The organism is Ulvibacterium sp. (assembly GCF_028285715.1).
Lineage (GTDB): Bacteria > Bacteroidota > Bacteroidia > Flavobacteriales > Flavobacteriaceae > Ulvibacterium.
Map to the genome: position 1 here is coordinate 396,541 of NZ_JANQOO010000017.1, position 18,581 is coordinate 415,121.

The 18,581-nt window shown below is 43.7% G+C and carries 16 protein-coding genes; 3 read left to right on the plus strand and 13 right to left on the minus strand.

Annotation, left to right across the window (positions count from 1 at the left end):
- Nucleotides 1–3: 3 nt before the first annotated feature.
- The 10 genes from Q0993_RS08725 to Q0993_RS08770 form a co-directional block, all read right to left on the minus strand.
- The gene (locus tag Q0993_RS08725; RefSeq protein ID WP_299531930.1) at nt 4–210 is read right to left on the minus strand and encodes a DUF2892 domain-containing protein; all 207 of its coding nucleotides are present in this window, start codon (nt 208–210) and stop codon (nt 4–6) included.
- Nucleotides 211–381: 171 nt separating this feature from the next.
- Nucleotides 382–1,791, minus strand: a complete 1,410-nt coding sequence (locus tag Q0993_RS08730) for a rhodanese-like domain-containing protein (protein WP_299531932.1) — start codon at nt 1,789–1,791, stop codon at nt 382–384.
- Nucleotides 1,792–1,880: 89 nt separating this feature from the next.
- A complete protein-coding gene (locus Q0993_RS08735) occupies nt 1,881–3,611 on the minus strand; it encodes a SulP family inorganic anion transporter (protein ID WP_299531934.1) in 1,731 nt (576 codons plus the stop codon).
- Between the two features lie 44 nt (nt 3,612–3,655).
- Nucleotides 3,656–4,849, minus strand: coding sequence for a cytochrome c peroxidase (locus Q0993_RS08740; RefSeq protein ID WP_299531937.1), 1,194 nt, complete (start codon nt 4,847–4,849; stop codon nt 3,656–3,658).
- 223 nt (nt 4,850–5,072) lie between these two features.
- Nucleotides 5,073–5,663 (minus strand): hypothetical protein, encoded by a 591-nt coding sequence (locus Q0993_RS08745; RefSeq protein WP_299531939.1) that lies wholly within the window; start codon nt 5,661–5,663, stop codon nt 5,073–5,075.
- Between the two features lie 178 nt (nt 5,664–5,841).
- Nucleotides 5,842–6,477, minus strand: a complete 636-nt coding sequence (locus tag Q0993_RS08750) for a Crp/Fnr family transcriptional regulator (protein WP_299531941.1) — start codon at nt 6,475–6,477, stop codon at nt 5,842–5,844.
- Nucleotides 6,474–7,253 (minus strand): aldose 1-epimerase, encoded by a 780-nt coding sequence (locus tag Q0993_RS08755; RefSeq protein WP_367279597.1) that lies wholly within the window; start codon nt 7,251–7,253, stop codon nt 6,474–6,476. Before Q0993_RS08755 ends, Q0993_RS08750 begins: the two co-directional genes overlap by 4 nt.
- Nucleotides 7,253–8,551, minus strand: coding sequence for a M20/M25/M40 family metallo-hydrolase (locus Q0993_RS08760; RefSeq protein WP_299531943.1), 1,299 nt, complete (start codon nt 8,549–8,551; stop codon nt 7,253–7,255). The genes Q0993_RS08755 and Q0993_RS08760 overlap by 1 nt, the downstream gene beginning before the upstream one ends.
- A gap of 29 nt (nt 8,552–8,580) precedes the next feature.
- A complete protein-coding gene (locus tag Q0993_RS08765; RefSeq protein ID WP_299531944.1) occupies nt 8,581–9,561 on the minus strand; it encodes a PLP-dependent cysteine synthase family protein in 981 nt (326 codons plus the stop codon).
- Nucleotides 9,562–9,684: 123 nt separating this feature from the next.
- Nucleotides 9,685–10,926 (minus strand): FtsX-like permease family protein, encoded by a 1,242-nt coding sequence (locus Q0993_RS08770; RefSeq protein WP_299531945.1) that lies wholly within the window; start codon nt 10,924–10,926, stop codon nt 9,685–9,687.
- 3 nt (nt 10,927–10,929) lie between these two features.
- On the opposite strand from Q0993_RS08770, the gene Q0993_RS08775 reads away from it, so the two are divergent.
- Nucleotides 10,930–12,183: a DUF1343 domain-containing protein gene (locus Q0993_RS08775; protein ID WP_299531947.1), complete on the plus strand. Its 1,254-nt coding sequence runs from the start codon at nt 10,930–10,932 to the stop codon at nt 12,181–12,183.
- Nucleotides 12,184–12,186: 3 nt separating this feature from the next.
- Here the strand turns inward: Q0993_RS08775 and Q0993_RS08780 are convergent, their stop codons facing one another.
- Nucleotides 12,187–15,456: a S41 family peptidase gene (locus Q0993_RS08780; RefSeq protein WP_299531948.1), complete on the minus strand. Its 3,270-nt coding sequence runs from the start codon at nt 15,454–15,456 to the stop codon at nt 12,187–12,189.
- A gap of 118 nt (nt 15,457–15,574) precedes the next feature.
- Entirely contained in the window at nt 15,575–16,072 is a 498-nt protein-coding gene (locus tag Q0993_RS08785) for a YkgJ family cysteine cluster protein (RefSeq protein WP_299531949.1), read from the minus strand.
- Between the two features lie 76 nt (nt 16,073–16,148).
- On the opposite strand from Q0993_RS08785, the gene Q0993_RS08790 reads away from it, so the two are divergent.
- Nucleotides 16,149–16,853 carry a bifunctional 2-polyprenyl-6-hydroxyphenol methylase/3-demethylubiquinol 3-O-methyltransferase UbiG gene (locus Q0993_RS08790; protein ID WP_299531951.1) on the plus strand — a complete coding sequence of 235 codons (705 nt, stop codon included), beginning with the start codon at nt 16,149–16,151 and terminating at the stop codon, nt 16,851–16,853.
- A gap of 57 nt (nt 16,854–16,910) precedes the next feature.
- Nucleotides 16,911–17,783 carry a hypothetical protein gene (locus Q0993_RS08795; protein ID WP_299531953.1) on the plus strand — a complete coding sequence of 291 codons (873 nt, stop codon included), beginning with the start codon at nt 16,911–16,913 and terminating at the stop codon, nt 17,781–17,783.
- Between the two features lie 60 nt (nt 17,784–17,843).
- On the opposite strand, the gene Q0993_RS08800 is transcribed toward Q0993_RS08795, so the two are convergent.
- Entirely contained in the window at nt 17,844–18,476 is a 633-nt protein-coding gene (locus Q0993_RS08800; RefSeq protein WP_299531955.1) for a 7-carboxy-7-deazaguanine synthase QueE, read from the minus strand.
- Nucleotides 18,477–18,581: the final 105 nt, after the last annotated feature.

Sequence of the window (18,581 nt, forward strand, 5' to 3'; positions counted from 1 at the left end):
AACCTATTTTTTAAGACCGCAGGTATTTAAGCCGAAGATGCCATAAAGAGGGCAAAAACTCACTAGGCTCGTCAAAACAAAAATGGCCGCCAACGCCAATACAATATAGGAAAGTGTTCCCTGTATAACCTCAAAATAGACCAAAAGTCCGGCTACTACGGCCAATAAAATACGTACGACCTTGTCGGAGCCTCCCATGTTTTTTTTCATTTTATGTTGTTTTTGTTAAAGATTCGACCATGACTACTATTGCGGTAATTATACCGACACATATAAGGCAAACCAAAAGAAATTTACCGGTTTTGCTTGCTCTCATGGATATAAAGTTAGATATGCGATTTACGAATTGCCATGACCTACGTCATACCATATCCACGAATGCTAGAGCGTTGTTGGGCAGACATAATCGGTCACTGCGGCGCCCTCTTTCTTAAGTGCCCCGAAACCACCCGCGATATCAATCAAATTGTGGAAGCCCCTACTTTTTAGAATCGATGCCGCAATTACCGAACGATACCCGCCTGCACAGTGCACATAAAATGTCCCTTCTCCTGGAAATTTGGCCATATGGTCATTGAGGAAGTCCAGAGGTGTATTTTCCGCGCTCAATAGATGTTCCGATTTGTATTCACTCTCTTTGCGGACATCAAAGACAGGAACTTTGTGATTTTCCAGACTTTTCGTAACTACATCCGCGGATACGGAAACAATAGTATCGAACTCTTTTCCGGCCTTTTTCCAAGTCTCGAAACCTCCATCCAAATAGCCCAAGGTGTTATCAAAGCCCACGCGGGACAAACGTGTAACGGTTTCCTCCTCCTTGCCTTCGGGCGCAAGTAGAAGAATGGGCTGAGCCGTATCGGCTATCAGGGCTCCTACCCATGGCGCAAAATCGCCATTTAACCCAATAAATATGGAGCGTGGCACATGTCCTTTAACATACTCTTCCTGATGGCGCACATCCAAGATTATAGCCCCTGTTTCATTGGCAGCGGCTTCGAAAGCATCTGGTGAAAGTGCTCGGGTACCTCGCTCCAAGACCTCATCAATATCGGCATATCCTTCTTTGTTCATCCTTACATTTTGCGGAAAGTACTTTGGGGGCGGGAGCAATCCCTCCGTTACCTCTTCGATAAACTCTTCCCGGGTCATATCTTGGCGAAGTGCATAGTTTATCTTTTTCTGATTGCCCAATGTATCCACAGTTTCTTTCATCATGTTCTTCCCACAGGCCGATCCGGCACCATGGGCCGGATAAACGATGACGTTATCCGCCAAGGGCATTATTTTTGAGCGAAGGCTGTCGTACAATAACCCGGCTAGCTGTTCTTGGGTCATATTGGCCGCTTTTTGGGCAAGATCTGGCCTACCTACATCGCCAAGGAATAGGGTATCTCCAGAGAAAATGGCATGGTCCTCCCCCTTTTCATCCTTTAAGAGATAGGTGGTACTTTCCATGGTATGACCCGGTGTATGTAAAACGGTAATCGTTAATTTTCCCACTTGAAATTCTTGGCCGTCCTCGGCTATAATGGCATCAAAGGAAGGTTGGGCTGTGGGTCCGTACACAATGGAAGCTCCGGACTCCTTGGCCAGGGTAATATGGCCACTAACAAAATCTGCATGAAAATGGGTCTCAAAAACGTATTTGATCTGCGCATTGTCCTCCCTGGCCCTTTTTAAATAAGGCCCAACCTCCCTTAAGGGATCCACAATGGCAACTTCTCCATCACTCTCAATATAATAGGCCCCTTGGGCCAAGCACCCGGTATATATCTGTTCTATGTTCATAGTGTCAATTTTTATTTCCTTTCAAATCGATAATACGTTCCTAATCTTTACTGTAAAAGTACGGCGATTTATAGCAATCTTGCGTAACCTTAGTTACGTTTCGTGAGATTTTGATACGCTACCCTTTCCTCAAGTTCCGTGGGGGTCTTTATATGATCAAAGTAGTCTACCGCCTCCTTTGTTCGTGCAAAGAGAGATTCCTTGCCGAGCACTTCTATCAGGGCACTGCTAAAGATAATATCCCGAGTAGGTCCGGTTGCCCTCGCGATATAGAACTGAATATTCTTTTGATGCAATTCCTCTATTATCCGTACCAACATCTGAGTGGCCGTAGAGTCAATATAATTCATGGGTTCGGCATTGAGTATCACGGCTTGCAATTCCTTGCCCTTGGCCTTGATATGTTTGTACAATTGCTTCTTAAAGTAATCCTTGTTGCCAAAATATAATGGTGCATCGAAACGTACAATGAGAAGCTCATCGCGCAACTCGATTTCATTGCCAAATCGGTCTATGTTCCGATAATAATCGGACTCCCTGATCCTGCCCAAAACTGCAAAATGAGGTTTGGAACTCTTATAGACCATCAAAATCAAGGAAAATAGTACTCCAATCAAAATACCTTGGGGAATGCCCACAAAAAGCGTAATAAGAAAAGTAACTACCAAAACTGCAAATTCGTCTTTACGGTAAACTAAAAGTCTTCTTGGATATTCCATATCGATAAGGCCAAAAACCGAGACCATGATGATACTGGCCAGTATGGCGTTGGGCAAATGGTAAAATATCGGCGTTAAAAAAAGAAGGGCGATAACAACAAGAATCACGCTGAAGACGGATGCCAAATTGGTCTTTGCGCCCGAACCTTGATTTATGGCAGAGCGCGAAAAACTAGCACCAATAGGATAAGACTGGAAAAAAGACGCAATTATATTGGAGGAGCCCAAAGCGACCAATTCCTGATTGGCATCCAAGGTTTCCTTTCCATTTTTTCCTTCTAGGGATTTCCCTATGGAAATGGCTTCCATGTACCCTACCAAGGCCAAGGTAAGGGCAATTGGCCAGGTATTCCATATGCCCTCCAGTTGAATCCTGGGTATCTGAAAACTTGGCAATCCCTTGGGTATAGGCCCTACGATATGAACGCCATAGGACTCCAATTGCAGGGCAAAAACAGCCAAAATTCCAAGTAAAACCACCAAGAGAATACCAGGAATCTTTGGGTTCCATTTTTTAAGCAATACGATAATCAAAATTCCAAGGCCGCCTATGGCGAAATCAAGGGTATTGGTCTCACTTGCTTTCGCCAAGATATCACCGATCAACTCGTGAAAATAATTACCGTTTTCAACAGAAATGCCCAAGAGATGTTTTAATTGACTAAAAATGATGATAAAAGCCGCAGCAGAGGTAAATCCGCTTATAACCGGTTTGGATAAGAAATTTACCAGGAAACCCATTCGAAAAAACCCTAAGATCAATTGGATCGTCCCCACTAAAAAGGCCATGAAAATAGCCATAGCGATATAGTTTTCTACACTTGTAATGGAAAGGGCCCCAAGGCCAGCGGCAACCAATAGGGAATCCAGGGCTACCGGACCAACACTCAATTGTCTCGAGGTCCCCAAAAAGGCATATACCAATACTGGGAGAAGCGAGGCATAAAGTCCATAAACGGGTGGCAGGCCAGCAATCATGGCATAGGCCATTCCCTGTGGAATAAGGATTATGCCCACCGTAAATCCAGCCATTACATCCTTGGCCAGCCAACTTTTGGTATACCCGGGCAACCACTGCAGGAACGGAAAGAAACGTTGCATGGATCAAATGTACCAATAATAGAAGAATGCCCCGGTAACCTAGGTTACGAATCAATCTCGTGGATGTTGCCGCCCACGGGCAGACCACTGGGTACGGACTGGGGAATCTCCTTATCAAAGCTATCATCGTTCAAGGTATTCAAGAAGGAAATAATCAATGACATTTCCTTAACGCTCAATTTCAGTTCTCGAACAAAGGGATCAAATTTTTCTTTGGACACATGGGGATTTCGCTCTTTACCGTTGGCAATATCCTCATAAAACTCAAGTACACGCTTCAAACTCTTTAAACTACCATTATGCATATACGGTGCGGTAAAGCGAAGATTCCTCAAGGTAGGGGTCCTAAAGGCAAAACTGTCCCCGATTCCCGTATCGGGAGCCGACAATTTTCCGTTTTCCGGAGCCCCGAGGACATGGGGTTTATAATCGGAGAACATGGGGCCATTATGGCAATTGGCACAACCTACCTTTTGGAACAATTCAAAACCTTCCTGCTCCGAGATAAGAATGGCTTTCCTATCTCCCCTCATGTATTGGTCAAACCGGGAATTGTTGGTGACCAGACTGCGTTCAAAAGCGGCAATGGCCTTACCCAGGTTTTCTGTGGAAATGGCGTCGTTTTCCTCAAAGGAAAGCCTGAAAAGTCTTTGGTATTCCGGTATTCCCTTTAAACGCTCGACAATCACCTCCAATATTCCTTCCTCGGAATGCGCATGACCTCGCATTTCCTCGAGGGCCTTTATAGGTTCCAAGGCCTGTTTTTCCAAACTCCTTATCCGATCATCCCAGAACATCGGCGCGTTTACTGGTGTATAGCTATTGAAGACATCCATGCCGTTAAAAGCAGTATTAATAATAGTCTGGGCGTTGCGCTTTACAAAAGGAATATCATTGGGAACATTAAATCTACGCTTGCTGCCCAACCCATGGGCGTTGGCACCCATGGAAATATCCAAAAATTCGGCGTAACCTGTATTTGGATGGTGACAAGTGGCGCAGGCCACATCCTTATTACCGGAAAGAATGGGATCATAAAAAAGTAGTCTCCCCAATTCTACTTTTTCCGGTGTCATGGGATTTCCCTGGGGTGATTTTATGGTTTCCGGCAGGGCTACAAACCGAACTAGCGTCGTAGGTCTTTCAGCAGACCTTTTCTCTTTTATATCGGCATCCTTGCACCCTGAAAACAGTAGCGCCCAAACCAAAAAAAATGAACCAAAGGTAACTTTTCCCACATCGATTAATGAAGCATAGCTAACGAAAATACTTAAAAATAGCAGAAAAATCCAATACTCATTAGGTCAAAAAATGGTATTGGGGCAAAGGCTTTAGTCCAGAATCTGTTCCTCAGAAAAAGTCTTATGGTAGTATGATGCTATCGCCCATTCTTCGTGGTAGGCCTAAAAAATATGTACCAACCTGGGGTTTTATTTCCGCGGCGTAACCGATTCGATAAAATCAATCATTCAACTTCCCTAAAAATACATTGACCTTCGGGTTTATCGGGTTGCCCGCTATTCGACGTAGCATGACCATCTGTCCTGCATGCCAAACCGCATCCTCTATAGGGCCATTTATCTGGTTCCAAATTGGAAACTCGGAAGTACCTTTGGGTCGTAAGAAAACAATCTTGTGCTGGGCAAGGTCATTTGTTGTTTTAAATAGTGCACCGGCCTCGGCCAGATTTTCCAAAGTTTTTTTCCGTTTTTCAACGTAATCCATCTGTGGTTGTTTTTTGGAGACATCACGTGGTCGCTTTTGGGCCGATCGCAAGATGGTCAATGAAAGACCATATACATGGTCCATAGTCTCGGCTATGGTACGGCTGTCATTGCCCGGTTGGTATTCCAATTCGTTCGGTGTGAGTCCTTCCGTGGCCCAGTAGTAGCGAAAACCAAGGCCATCTATCATTCTGGAAACCATAGCACCGGGAGTAACGAATTCCGGAGCCTCCGGGATGGTAGCATAAGGGATGGAATCAAGCATGGTATTTTGGGCATTTAAGGTGATACAAATGAAAAGGAAAAGTGGGGTCAAGATTTTTGTCATTGGAGATACTAGAGTTTTTGAGAGCCAAACTTACGAACAATGCTCTTATGTATGGGCTTTTTTACAACCAAAACCCTAATATTAAATTACCCTTGGATCGCTTAACTATCCTTTAACTGCGCCCAGGGTAACATGACGACCTGAGTGGCCAATGGATAGGAATGATATCCTACACAATCTACAACTCCAACACTTTGATCTGGTTGCGGTGCATTTGAAGCTTACCATCCTTTTCCAGTTTTTTTAGCAATCGGGAAATTACCACTCTGGAGGTATTTAAATCATAGGCAATTTCCTGATGTGTGGTTGAGATTATTTCATTATGGTTCACTTTGGCCTTGTCACGTAAATGTTTTAGGAGTCGCTCATCCATTCGCATAAAGGCCAAGGTGTCCACTGTTTCCAAGAGCTCTTTCACCCGTATATGATAGCTGTCCAGAATAAACTCCCGCCAACTTTGGTATTTTGCCATCCAGATTTCCAGTTTCCCCACAGGAATCATGAAAAGTTCGGTATCCGTTTCGGCCACAGCGCGGATTTCACTTGTATTTTTACCCATACAACAGGAAAAGGTCAAGGTGCAAGTATCTCCCCTTTCAATATAATAAAGTACCAATTCATCCCCTTTATCATCTTCCCGGAGTATTTTGATCGCCCCGTTGAGCAACAGCGGCATGTGGGTAATGGTCTGACCAATGTCCATTAAAAGTTCACCTTCCCTTACTTTTTTATAAACGGCCACTCCGCCTATTTCCTTGAGCAATTCCGGCTCAAAGAGATACCCGTAGTTTTGATGTAAGGCTTCCTTGATCATACCGGAACTATGGTTACCTTAAATTCTTCCTGAGTATCCTTCAAGTTCCGAAAACCCTGTTGCAAATTCTTCTGATCAACGGCGTAGGGGTAAAAAGTAATCGGTTCTACACAAACCATATTTGGGACTTCCGTCCATAGCATAAAGTGTTTAAAACCTTGAGTCTTGATACGCAATTCCTTTTCATCTTTTAGTACTATTTCAGTACAGTCGGGTACTTGCAATGCCCTGCTCCCCACAGCCAGGACTTCTGCTAAAGTAATAGTCTGGGCTCCTGTATGTATAATTGGATTTTTTGAATGTAGTTTAAAGGCTGGATGGTAGCCCAACATAAACGGCATATCTTTATCCCCAGAAATTGAAAAAGTGATTTCAAGTCCCTTGTTCGTCAGTACAAAGTGCTTCTCAAATTGAAAATCGTAAGGCCAAAACAACATTGCTTGAGAAGATTTTTCCGGGTATTTCATATTCCTCACCCTGCTCCCGGCCATATACTTTTTTTGGAACCTCACTTCGGTAGTGGATTGCAAAAAAAGCTCATAGTCCATTTCACGAAGCAGCCCATGTTGGTCTTGAACCGCTTCTCCCCTAGGAGTTATAACTTTAAAATCCGCTTCGGCCGTCGGCCCGATTATCGGGAACATCTCCGTATCCGAACTTCGCCAACCCGGACTTCCCTTTTGATGGATGTATTGATGACCATTCATCTGATAACTTACGAGTTCCCCGGCATCGATTTTAACGACTTGGTTTTTTAGTTGTAGCTGAATCATCATTACTGGTTTATGAGCCTATAGATTAAAATTGCGGTACGTTTGGTCAAGGCCTCGATAGTATTTAAGTTGACCGTTTCCTCGGGGGTATGGGCTCCCGATCCCATAGCGCCCAATCCATCTAGACAATCCACGTATTCCGCCACAAAGGAGGTATCGGCTGCGCCGCGTTTTCCAGGATCATAGGCCAAAACCTCCCCTTGACCCAAATCCAAGCTTACCTGATTCAGTAGCTGCAAGAGTTTTTGGTTCCCTTCGGTAAGTTCCATGGCCGGATAACTATCGATAAAGCTAATTTCCGCCTTGGTTTGGGGCAAATGATTCGCAACGATTTCGCGCATTTTGTTTCTTGCCCTTTCCTTTTGTTCCTCGGACATAAATCGGAGCCCTCCTTTGACCATCGCTGTCTGGGATACCACGTTGCTTTTGCCAAAGGCATCACCTTTACCTGTTTTTATGTCGTAATCGATAAAGGTGCCTCCCAATACTATTCCCGGGTTAAAGGTGAGGTATTCTTCTCCCCTAACCTGATCATAAAACGCATTTAGGATACGGGACATCTCAAAAATGGCACCTGCCCCCGTCCTTTCACTAAAAACACCTGAGGAATGGGCGCGTTGACCAGTAGTCTTTAACTCCCAGCCCGAAGCGCCCCTACGGGCCACGGTAGCATAATTAAATCCGGTAGAAGTTTCAAAGCCCAAGGCGATATCACAACGTTCTGCCGCCTCAATCAAGTCCTTTCGACTAATTTCTAGGGGTTTACCAGTGCTTTCCTCATCACCGGTAAAGGCTACAATTATATGTGCATCTTCCAAAAGCCCATTTTCCTTTAAAGCCTTTAATGCGTAAAGAACAATAACATTGCCTCCCTTCATATCATTGCCGCCCGGAGCATGGGCACTACTATCGTTGACCATTTTGAAGGTTTGAAAGGGGCTATCCTCTTCAAATACAGTATCGAGGTGTCCAATTAAAAGTATTTTTTTGCCGCGGTCTCCCGAAGTTTCCGCAAACAAATGGCCCGCACGGTTCATCTGGTCCGGCATGGAAACCCAAGTGGTCTTAAAGCCCAAACCGTCCAATTCATTCCGAAAAGCTTCACCTACCTTTTTTACACCTCCTAAATTGAGAGTGCCACTATTGATATTGACCACTTTTTCCAAAAAATCAATAGCTGATGCATTATTCTTTTCAACCGAGGTGATAATTTTTTTTTCAGTTCTTTTGAGCTTTTGGGAATGTAAGGGAAGAATCAAAAATCCCAGAATTAACAGAAAGGAATACCCTTTAATCTTCATACACGAATTTTGTTTTCAAGATACCAAAACTATTCCAAAAACCCCTGTTGGCGCATCCAGTCGTCATTGAACATTTTGGCGACGTAGCGGCTTCCATGATCGTGGAAAAGAACTACTACTAAATCATCCTCCTTAAAGTGTTCCTTAAGCTGTAGAACGCCTTTAATGGCCGCTCCTGCGGAATTCCCTAAGAACATGGCCTCTTCCTTAGCCAAGCGCTGTGTATAGACCGCCGCATCCTTATCGGTGACCTTGGTAAAACCATCTATGATATCAAAATCCACGTTTTTGGGTAAAATATCCTCACCGATGCCCTCCGTCACATACGGGTAGATTTCGTTTTTATCAAAAATGCCCGTTTCATGGTACTTCTTGAAAACGGAACCGTAGGTGTCCACACCCCAAACCTTGATATTGGGGTTTTTGGATTTTAAATACCTCCCCACCCCTGATATGGTTCCTCCGGTTCCTACACCTACCACAAAATGGGTGACCGCTCCCTGGGTCTGTGCCCAGATTTCCGGACCAGTACTTTCAAAATGCGCCTTGGCATTGGACGGGTTATCATATTGGTTTACATACCAGGCGTTGGGAATTTCCTCTGCCAGTCTTCTTGCGGTGGAGTAGTAGCTTCTGGGATCATCCGGTGCTACATCGGTTGGGCAAATGTGGACCTCACTGCCCATGGCCTTTAGTATATCCACTTTTTCCTTGGACTGCTTGTCCGTGGTGACACATATAAGCCTATATCCTTTAACAGTCGCTGCCAAGGCCAATCCCATTCCTGTGTTTCCCGAGGTGCCTTCCACTATGGTACCCCCAGGTTTAATGAGTCCGGAAGATTCGGCATCCTCTATCATTTTAAGGGCCATGCGGTCCTTTACCGAATTTCCGGGGTTAAATGTTTCGTATTTGGCCAATACCAGACAAGGCAATTCCGTGGTAAGTCTATTAATTTTTACCAAGGGGGTATCCCCTATGGTATCGAGTATATTTTTGGCGTATTCCATGCGGTGCCAAAGATAAGGAGAACCTATTCAAGCTCAAACACAAATGTTACGTTCAAACTCAAGTTTAAATTCAAGTTCAAGTTGACCCCTAAGCAATATCGGGTCAAACCTTAAAACTTATGACTATTCGAACTGTATCGCCTTTACCGGAGTGATTTTCGTAATGGCATATGAAGGCAACAAAAGCATCAAAAGGCACAATACCAATACCCCTAAATTTAAAAGGAGTATTGTTGGCAAATCCATATGAACAGGGATATACTCTATATAGTATTCCTCCGGATTGGGAAACTTAAAAACCATAAACCTGTGCTGTACCCATAACAGGCCCAAACCTATGACATTTCCCCAAAGTAGACCTACCGCAATCAAATAGGCGGCATTGTACAAAAAGACCTTTCGTATGCTCCAGTTTGGGGATCCCAAGGCCTTTAAAATACCTATCATTTGTGTACGCTCCAGAATCAAAACCAAAAGGGCCGTAATCATATTGATACCGCCTACGATGATCATAATACCTATGATCAGGGCAATGTTGAAATCGAAAAGACCGATCCATTCGAAAATCTTGAAGTACTTGCTGGTGATGGTCTGGGTATCCAGATTGGAAAGGGTCTTGCCATATATTTCACTGGCCTTTTCATCTATATCATAAAAGCTATCCAGAAAAATCTCAAAATTTCCAACTTGGTTCTCCGTCCACTTGTTCATGCGCTGAATATGGCGAATATCCACAAAAACATATTTGCTATCTATTTCCTCAAAACCGCTGTCATAAATACCGGTTATTTCAAATCTGCGTTGATTTGGCACTTTTGAGGCATCCCCGTCCTTTAAAAAAAAGGCAAAAAAGGAATCCCCTATATTGAATCGCAACCTACTGGCCATTCGGCGTGAAAGCAATACCTCATCATTCAGTTTACCCGTGAAGTCGGGCAATCGACCATCCACCAAATATTCCTTAAAAACTTCCCAGTTGTAATCATCACCAACGCCTTTGGCAATAATTCCCTCAAAGGTTTCCTCTGTACGTATGATTCCTCCCTTGCTGGCCACCGCCTGTACATGGGAAATTCCGTCTACTGATTTAAATTCTGGATAGAAGTCCTGCTCCAAGGAAACGGGGACCACGGAAACCTCGGAGTTATTATTGTCATAATTGTATATCTGTACATGACCGTTGAAAGCCGATACCTTCTCACGGATTTTTTCCTTAAGGCCCTGTCCCGTGGCAATGGCAATCAACATCATAAGGATGCCCAAAGCGATTGCAGCTATCACTATTTTTATTATCGGTGCGGAAATACTAACTTTATGTTCCTTACCGGTAATGAGCCTTTTGGCAATGAAATACTCAAAATTCAAAAGATGGTGATTTTCTCCAAGCTCAAAAGTACATTTTTATTATGGTTTTTGATGGTCTCGGCCTGTGGAAACGCTGATAGGTCACAAAAGGCCACAGCGGATGAAACCGAGTTAAAAAATGCCTCCAGTCAAACACCTCCTGTTGTGGTCGGGGCAAATAGGACTGAACAATACCTCCCGTTGCTCCAAGAAAAAAAAGTAGCGGTTGTGGCCAATCAGACCAGTGTACTATTTAAAGACAAAAGGAACGAAGCGACACCATCCCATGTCCACCTGGTAGATTCCTTACTTGCACTCGGAATTCAAATCGAAAAGGTCTTTGCTCCGGAACATGGCTTTAGAGGTCAGGCCGATGCCGGGGAAAAGGTAAAGGACGGTGTGGATACCAAAACGGGGCTACCCCTGATTTCGCTCTATGGCAAAAACCGAAAACCGTCGCCGGAGCATCTGGAAAACTTGGACATCATCCTTTTTGACATTCAAGATGTCGGGGTACGGTTTTATACATACATTGCTACTTTACAGTTGGTCATGGAAGCCTGCGCAGAGAATGATATTCCCTTAATAGTCCTGGATAGGCCTAATCCCAATGGGCATTATGTAGACGGACCTACCATGGAAACGGCGCATACCGGGTTCTTGGGTATGACGGAAATCCCCTTGGTCTATGGCATGAGCATTGGTGAATATTCAAAAATGATCAACGAGGAGGGATGGCTTACCGACGGCGTACGGGCGGACCTTACTGTTGTTCCCTTGGAAAACTACACCCACCAGACGGCTTATAGTCTCCCCATCCGGCCCTCTCCGAACCTACCTAATGATACGGCCATTAACCTTTATCCTAGTCTTGGGCTTTTTGAAGGCACCAACATCAATGCCGGAAGAGGTACTGAATTCCAATTTCAACGTTACGGTGCCTCCTTTTTGGATAATTCGCAATACAGTTTCAAATATTGGCCAAGACCTAATTTCGGTTCCAAAAATCCCAAGGAAAATGGGAAAGTCTGTTATGGAAAGGACTTATCCCAACAGCCCAGAATGAACGAGGTCTCCCTACAATGGCTTCTGGACGCCTATATGAACGCCGACGATAAGGATAAAGTGTTCAACACCAATGGCTTTACCAAACATGCCGGAACGGAAACGTTGCAACAACAAATAGAAGCCGGACGCACCGAGGATGAAATAAAGGCAGGATGGCAACCTGATTTGGAAAAATTCCAAAAAATCAGGAAAAAATACCTGATTTATTGATACTTAATTCCGTTTTTCATAGGCCGGTCTCTGCGGGGTCTTAAAACTTTTTCCTTGGTTTATCAGTTTCAGAACTTCCTGAATACCAGCCTCCAATTGTACGTCGGTTCCATTGGCCAGCTTTTGGAAATCCTCTATCACTTCTATATCCGGATCTACTCCATGACCTTCCTTAAACCAGCCCCCCTTTGGGTTGTACATTCTAAAAGTGGGCACGGTAATACCGCCATTATCAATTAAACTAGGCGCACCGGAAATACCAATTAACCCTCCCCAGGTACGGGTACCTATCAATGGCCCAAGACCTCTCTTTTTAAAATAATCAGGAAAAGCATCCCCTCCGGACCCACTGAAACCATTAATGAGCATTACTTTGGGGCCAAAGTTCCCGGAAGGGGGCCATGCCCAATCCTTACCATCCCTAACCGCCCAAAACGCCAATGGTTTCCGGTCCAACAATTCGACGAACCTATCCGGAATTTGTCCTCCGCTATTGAATCTTTCATCTATGATCATACCTTCCTTGCCCATTTGTCCATAGAATTGTCTTACCAGTTCATTTTGGCCATCCAGTCCTGTGCTTCTCACATAAATATACCCTATTCTTCCATCGGTGGCCTTGGCCACACGTTGACGGTTATTCTCGATCCATGACAAATGGCGCAGTCTTGTCTCGGACCTCATGGTCTCTACCAGTACCTTTTTGGCATTGGTAAACGATGGTGTCTTATTTACCGTCAACTGAACCGTGGCACCGGCCAAACCTTGAAAGGCGGCAGATAGGGGCCTATTCGTATCCAATGGAACCCCGTTTACGGCCAAAATATAATCTCCTTCACTAACATCCACACCGGGTTTTGCCAATGCAGACCTTACTTCCGCGTCCCACGGGGCCCCAGAAATAATCTTTTTAATACGATACCGATTATTTTCCAACTCAATATCCGCCCCTAAATAGCCAACATTTATTCTGTCCGCATTTTCAATATCGCCACCACCGGTATAGGTATGGGACGCATTTAGCTCTGCAATCAAATCGCCTATAATTATATTAACGTCATTTCGGGAGTTGGCTTGATCTATCAGCGCCCCGTAACGTGATTTCATAGCATCCCAGTCTACACCGTGCATATTTGGGTCATAGAAATAATCGCGTTCGAACCTCCAAACATCATTAAAAATTTGTTTCCATTCTTCCTTGGGCACCACGGTCATAGTCATTTCCTGGGTGGGAACGGTATCGTCTATTTTTTGATCGGCATCTATATTAAGGACGGCCAACTTTTCATCCTGTATTACCAATACTTTCTTTCCATCGGCTGAGACCTCATAATTTGATACGTTCGATACAATGGTCTTGACCTCTTTTTCTTCAAAATCGAAATAATCCAATGAAGGGGATGCCCCTTCCGGTGAACCGGAATTGGGAAAGCGCACAAACAATAGTTTATTGTCAACAGCTGTTAAATCGTCCAAGTTGCCTGGCGCTACCTCCAACAATTCCACGCGATTTTCAAACCCGGCGATTTTAATTGAGGTTTGGGTCTTATCCGCGGATTTCTCATTATCCTTACTCTTTTTCTTCTTTTTGGACTTGCCGTTATCCCCGCTCTTGTCTTCTTCTTTTTTAGGAGCTTCAAAGGCATCATTCTCTACTTCCAGTAAAGAAGGTGTAGACCCGTCTAAAGTGCCCACGGCGATATTGGTAGTATTCGGGTAGATAAACGTATTGTCCAAATCTGAATATACCGGTTGAAAAGTTCTGTTTGTTGTAAAAAATAGATACTTGCCATCCTTACTGAATGCGGGTGATCCGTCAGAATAAAATCCTGATGTAAGCTGAGATACGCTCTTGGTATCGATATTGCAAAGAAAAATTGCCGACGTAGAAGGATTATCGATACCTCTGCCGTAGGCAATCCATTTACTGTCCGGGGACCAGGAGACCCGGAAATCGCGTAGACCACCTTCAAACATATATTTGCCTTGATCTAGCTTTACTTTTTGTCCAGTATTAACGTCGATATAGTTTATGGACATGGACTGATCTACATAAACGATCTTTTTGCTGTCCGGAGACCAATATATGGTATAATTGAACCCATTTTCAAAATCAGTAACGGTTTTGGGCTTTTGATTACCCGTCATATCGTGCAATGTCAACTGATACTCCCCAGTAGCATCACTCCAATAGGCCAAATACTTTCCATTCGGTGACCAAGAGGGTTTTCTTTCAGCTGTTCCGGAACTGGATGTTAAATTGGCTACAAAACCTTTTGTTGCCGGAAGATCGAACAATTCGCCCCTGGCTTGGACGACAACCCTATTCCCATCCGGGGAAAGCGTAGCGGACTGCATAAACGAGGCTACATTCTTTTGCTTTGCAATAAGCCCTTTCTCATCGGAGATTAACCGGATATTGACCTCCGATGTATTACCTGAGGAAAGGTTATACAAATAAAGCCTTCCACCTGCCTCAAAAACGATATCGGAAGGACCCGCTTCAGGAAAAGTAATGTCAAAATCCGTAAAATTGGTCAACTGTTCGTTGGTCTTACCGGCAATATCATATTTCCACAAATTGTTCCTTTTATTGGGACCGTTATCGGACATATAATAAATGGTCTCCCCTTTCCACATAGGCAGTTCATCATTTGCATTGTTCTTGGTAATATTTATGGTCTGAAAGGAATTCAAATCAAAAACAAGAATATCAGGTGCGGTTCCACCGCGGTATCTTTTCCAATTTCTATTCACTCGGGACCGGTCCGTATAAGCGATCTTTTGACTATCTGGTGAAAACGAGGCATACTCCCCATAGGGCACGGGCAATTTTTGGGGAGCCCCTCCATTTACAGGAACGGTGTAAAACTGACTGTAGCGTTGACGCCCACTTTCCCTTGAAGAAGAGAACAATACTGACTTTCCATCCGGGTTCCAACCCAAAACACGATCAAACATTCCGTGATAGGTAAGGCGTTTTGGTATTCCACCAGTGGTCCCAATAACGTATACATCGCTGTTTCCGTTATAATTGGCGGTATACGCAATCATACTTCCGTCCGGTGAAAATTTTGGGTAGCGCTCAATTCCCTTTGGCGAGCTTAGTTTACTGGCAGTACCACCGGACTTTGGAACTATCCACACATCATCACCATACACAAAAGTAATCTCGGAATCCGAGACGTCCGGGTATTGCATTAGACTTCCATTAATCTGCGCATTTACGGTTCCATATAGAAACAAGAATGCCAAAAGTGCTGTTGTCTTCATCAAGTAATTTTGGTTTTAGTGTTTATAAAAAATGGTTTTTGCTATCTATTGTTTAGGATACTTAAGTAAAGTTCGTAGACTTATTTTATAAAAATACGTTTGAAACACTGTGTTGCCATCATCCATTGTCTATTGATTTCTTCATTTTCTCCACAATGGAAAAGGCGGCCGGACAAATGGCCACATTTTTTAGGGTCAAGTGACTAATCTGATGAAACTTTTTTCGGTCCGTATGTGGAAACTCCCTACAGGCCTTGGGACGTACTTCGTAAATAAGACAGTGATTGTCCGCCCCCAAAAAAATACAAGGTAGCTGCTGTAACACATAATCGTTTTCCTCATCCATACGCAAATATTCTGCAATAAAGTTTTTAGGCCTCAATTTTAAATGTCTTGAAATTCGTACGACATCGGCATCCGTAAAAAGTGGACCGGTGGTCCTGCAGCAATTGGCACATTGTAGACAATCGGTACGCTCAAACTCCAATTCATGGAGTTCCTGCATTACATAATCCAAGTTTTTGGGCGGTCTTTTTTTTAAACGGGCAAAAAACTTCATGTTTTCTGCGCTTTTTTCCTTCGCCTTCTGCGGAAGCTGTCTCAGTATTTCCTGCATGTCTATTAAATCGTCCGTCAAAACTAGCCAAGAAATCTATAAATACACCATTTTTGTGGCAAACTAAACCTTAATAATGGAAGATATCTTTGGCAAAGCCTTATTGGATTTTCAAATTGGACGCTATACCGAGGATATTGTTACATATTCTTCTTTGAATATTAAGGATACCTTGCCCCTGCCCTATCTCTTTAGGGACTATGACAACATGCCGGTTCTTGAACAAAAAGCCTTGGACCTTTGTTTTGGTGAAGTTTTGGATATTGGATGTGGCACAGGAAGTCATAGCCTCTATCTACAACAACAAGGATTTGAAGTTACAGCATTGGATTATTCCAAGGGTGCCGTTGAAACCTGTAAATCCAGGGGAGTCAAAAAAACGGCATACAGCGATATTCTGGACCATACCCAAAAATATGATACGCTTTTATTGTTAATGAACGGAATAGGTATTATTGGGAGGCTTCAAAATCTGGATATTTTTTTTATGCATCTGAAATCCTTATTGAAACCATACGGCCAGATTCTGTTGGATTCCAGTGACATCATTTATATGTACGATGCCGATGAAGATGGTGGAATATGGCTCCCGAAAAGCAGTTCGTATTACGGTGAAATTCAATTTACCTTGGAATACAAAGGAAAAAGAGGACTTCCATTTTATTGGTTGTACCTGGATTACGCCACATTAAAAAAAGCAGCCAAAATCCATGGAATGATCTGCGAACTCGTAAGTAATGGGGAACACTACGACTATTTAGCCAAATTAAGTGTACTTTGACCGCTTTTAAATACAGTTGGGTACGTTTTTTGCGTTATATTCATACAAAAAATTGTCATGAAAATTAGTGCCGTTTGGGTATTATCCGCTTTAAGCCTTTTGCTTTTAGGATGTTCCAACAGTTCGGATGATGATGGGCCCGATACCCAACCTCCCATAGACAGATCGGGTAATCTTTTACCAACTGGAGCGTCGGCAAACGATATTCTCTCCAACGACGACTTTACCAAACTCAAAATTGAAATAGCCTATGTCACAGGTTTTAGGCCTACCCCAAGGGCCATTGAGAACTTTGTGAATTTTCTAAGATTAAGAACCTTTAAACAGGACATAGAGCTTGTTTATACGCAACTACCATCCCCGGATGAAGAGACATTGACCTTACAGGAAGTTGCTCAATTGGAAAGTGACAATAGAACGGCCTATAACGAGGGGGATACCCTTGCCATCTATATTTATTTTGCGGATGCCCCGGCCGATGACGACGACGAGGAAGAAGGTTTGGTTACCCTTGGGGCCGTATACCGGAATACCTCAATGATCATTCATCAGGGTACCGTTTGGAGCTTGGCGGCCCAGAGTATTTTTATTACCATTACCGATGTGGAAACAGCAACGCTGGAACATGAATTTGGCCACCTGTTTGGACTGGTAGATCTAGGCACCGACCCAATCAATAACCATGAAGACCCGGACGCCCCAAACCATTGTAACGTAGAAGGCTGTTTAATGCGGGCAGAACTCCAATTTGGAAGTCCAAGCTTTAAAAGGGCCCTGGCCGGCAAATCTGGTGAAATTAAATCCGCCTGCTCCCTAAGTGGAGCAAGTATTCTAAAACTATTGGATACCAGGGCGGCCAATGGGTCCCTAATCGTTCCCAACCTAGATCCGGAATGCATTTTAGACCTCCAATCCAATGGTGGGAGATAGTTAAGGCGTTTTCCATTGGAAGGTTCCAAAATCCAATAACTTTACTAATCCCTGCTTGGATTATGGAATGTTCAAGTACTTATGCGTTTGTAAGGACACGATCCACTTGGGGTTTTTCATCACATAATCCACGATCAACGGAATTGTCTTCTCACGAACGCTCCATTCTGGCTGCAGGTATAGAATGCAGTTTTCGTTCACCTTTGCGGCTTCCTGCTCCGCGAAGATGAAATCGTGTTTGTTGTAAACAATGACTTTTAGTTCATGGGCAACACCATAGATTTCCGGTTGCGGTAGTTTATTTTTTTTTGGTGAAAGACAGATCCAATCCCATATCCCTGTTAACGTATAGGCCCCGGAAGTCTCTATATGGGTCTTCAATTTTTTTCCCTTTAGCGCACGGGTAAGCGGTAACATGTCCCAAGTTAAGGGTTCCCCACCGGTTACAACTATGGTATCCGAATGTTCTGCGGCTTTTTCCACTATACTTTCAATCGCTGTGGGCGGATGTAGATCTGCATTCCAGCTTTCCTTCACATCACACCAATGGCAGCCCACGTCACAACCGCCTACCCGAATAAAATACGCGGCAGTACCTTTATGGTAACCTTCTCCTTGAATAGTATAGAATTCCTCCATCAAGGGGAGCATCAATCCCTTGTCTACTAGGGTCATTACCTCATCTTTAACCATTTGGCAAAGATACGTCCCTTAGGTTCCAAAACACAAATTCAGTACACCAAAGTTTAGCGATTCAATAATATATCCTTCTTAGAGTACGTAGATTGCATAACAAAC

What these genes read in the sequence shown, in the direction of transcription:
- Q0993_RS08725 (WP_299531930.1), bottom strand. Translation starts at nt 210, where the DNA reads ATGAAAAAAAACATGGGAGGCTCCGACAAGGTCGTACGTATTTTATTG.
- Q0993_RS08730 (WP_299531932.1), bottom strand. Translation starts at nt 1,791, where the DNA reads ATGAACATAGAACAGATATATACCGGGTGCTTGGCCCAAGGGGCCTAT.
- Q0993_RS08735 (WP_299531934.1), bottom strand. Translation starts at nt 3,611, where the DNA reads ATGCAACGTTTCTTTCCGTTCCTGCAGTGGTTGCCCGGGTATACCAAA.
- Q0993_RS08745 (WP_299531939.1), bottom strand. Translation starts at nt 5,663, where the DNA reads ATGACAAAAATCTTGACCCCACTTTTCCTTTTCATTTGTATCACCTTA.
- Q0993_RS08750 (WP_299531941.1), bottom strand. Translation starts at nt 6,477, where the DNA reads ATGATCAAGGAAGCCTTACATCAAAACTACGGGTATCTCTTTGAGCCG.
- Q0993_RS08755 (WP_367279597.1), bottom strand. Translation starts at nt 7,253, where the DNA reads ATGATGATTCAGCTACAACTAAAAAACCAAGTCGTTAAAATCGATGCC.
- Q0993_RS08760 (WP_299531943.1), bottom strand. Translation starts at nt 8,551, where the DNA reads ATGAAGATTAAAGGGTATTCCTTTCTGTTAATTCTGGGATTTTTGATT.
- Q0993_RS08765 (WP_299531944.1), bottom strand. Translation starts at nt 9,561, where the DNA reads ATGGAATACGCCAAAAATATACTCGATACCATAGGGGATACCCCCTTG.
- Q0993_RS08775 (WP_299531947.1), top strand. Translation starts at nt 10,930, where the DNA reads ATGGTGATTTTCTCCAAGCTCAAAAGTACATTTTTATTATGGTTTTTG.
- Q0993_RS08780 (WP_299531948.1), bottom strand. Translation starts at nt 15,456, where the DNA reads ATGAAGACAACAGCACTTTTGGCATTCTTGTTTCTATATGGAACCGTA.
- Q0993_RS08785 (WP_299531949.1), bottom strand. Translation starts at nt 16,072, where the DNA reads ATGCAGGAAATACTGAGACAGCTTCCGCAGAAGGCGAAGGAAAAAAGC.
- Q0993_RS08790 (WP_299531951.1), top strand. Translation starts at nt 16,149, where the DNA reads ATGGAAGATATCTTTGGCAAAGCCTTATTGGATTTTCAAATTGGACGC.
- Q0993_RS08795 (WP_299531953.1), top strand. Translation starts at nt 16,911, where the DNA reads ATGAAAATTAGTGCCGTTTGGGTATTATCCGCTTTAAGCCTTTTGCTT.
- Q0993_RS08800 (WP_299531955.1), bottom strand. Translation starts at nt 18,476, where the DNA reads ATGGTTAAAGATGAGGTAATGACCCTAGTAGACAAGGGATTGATGCTC.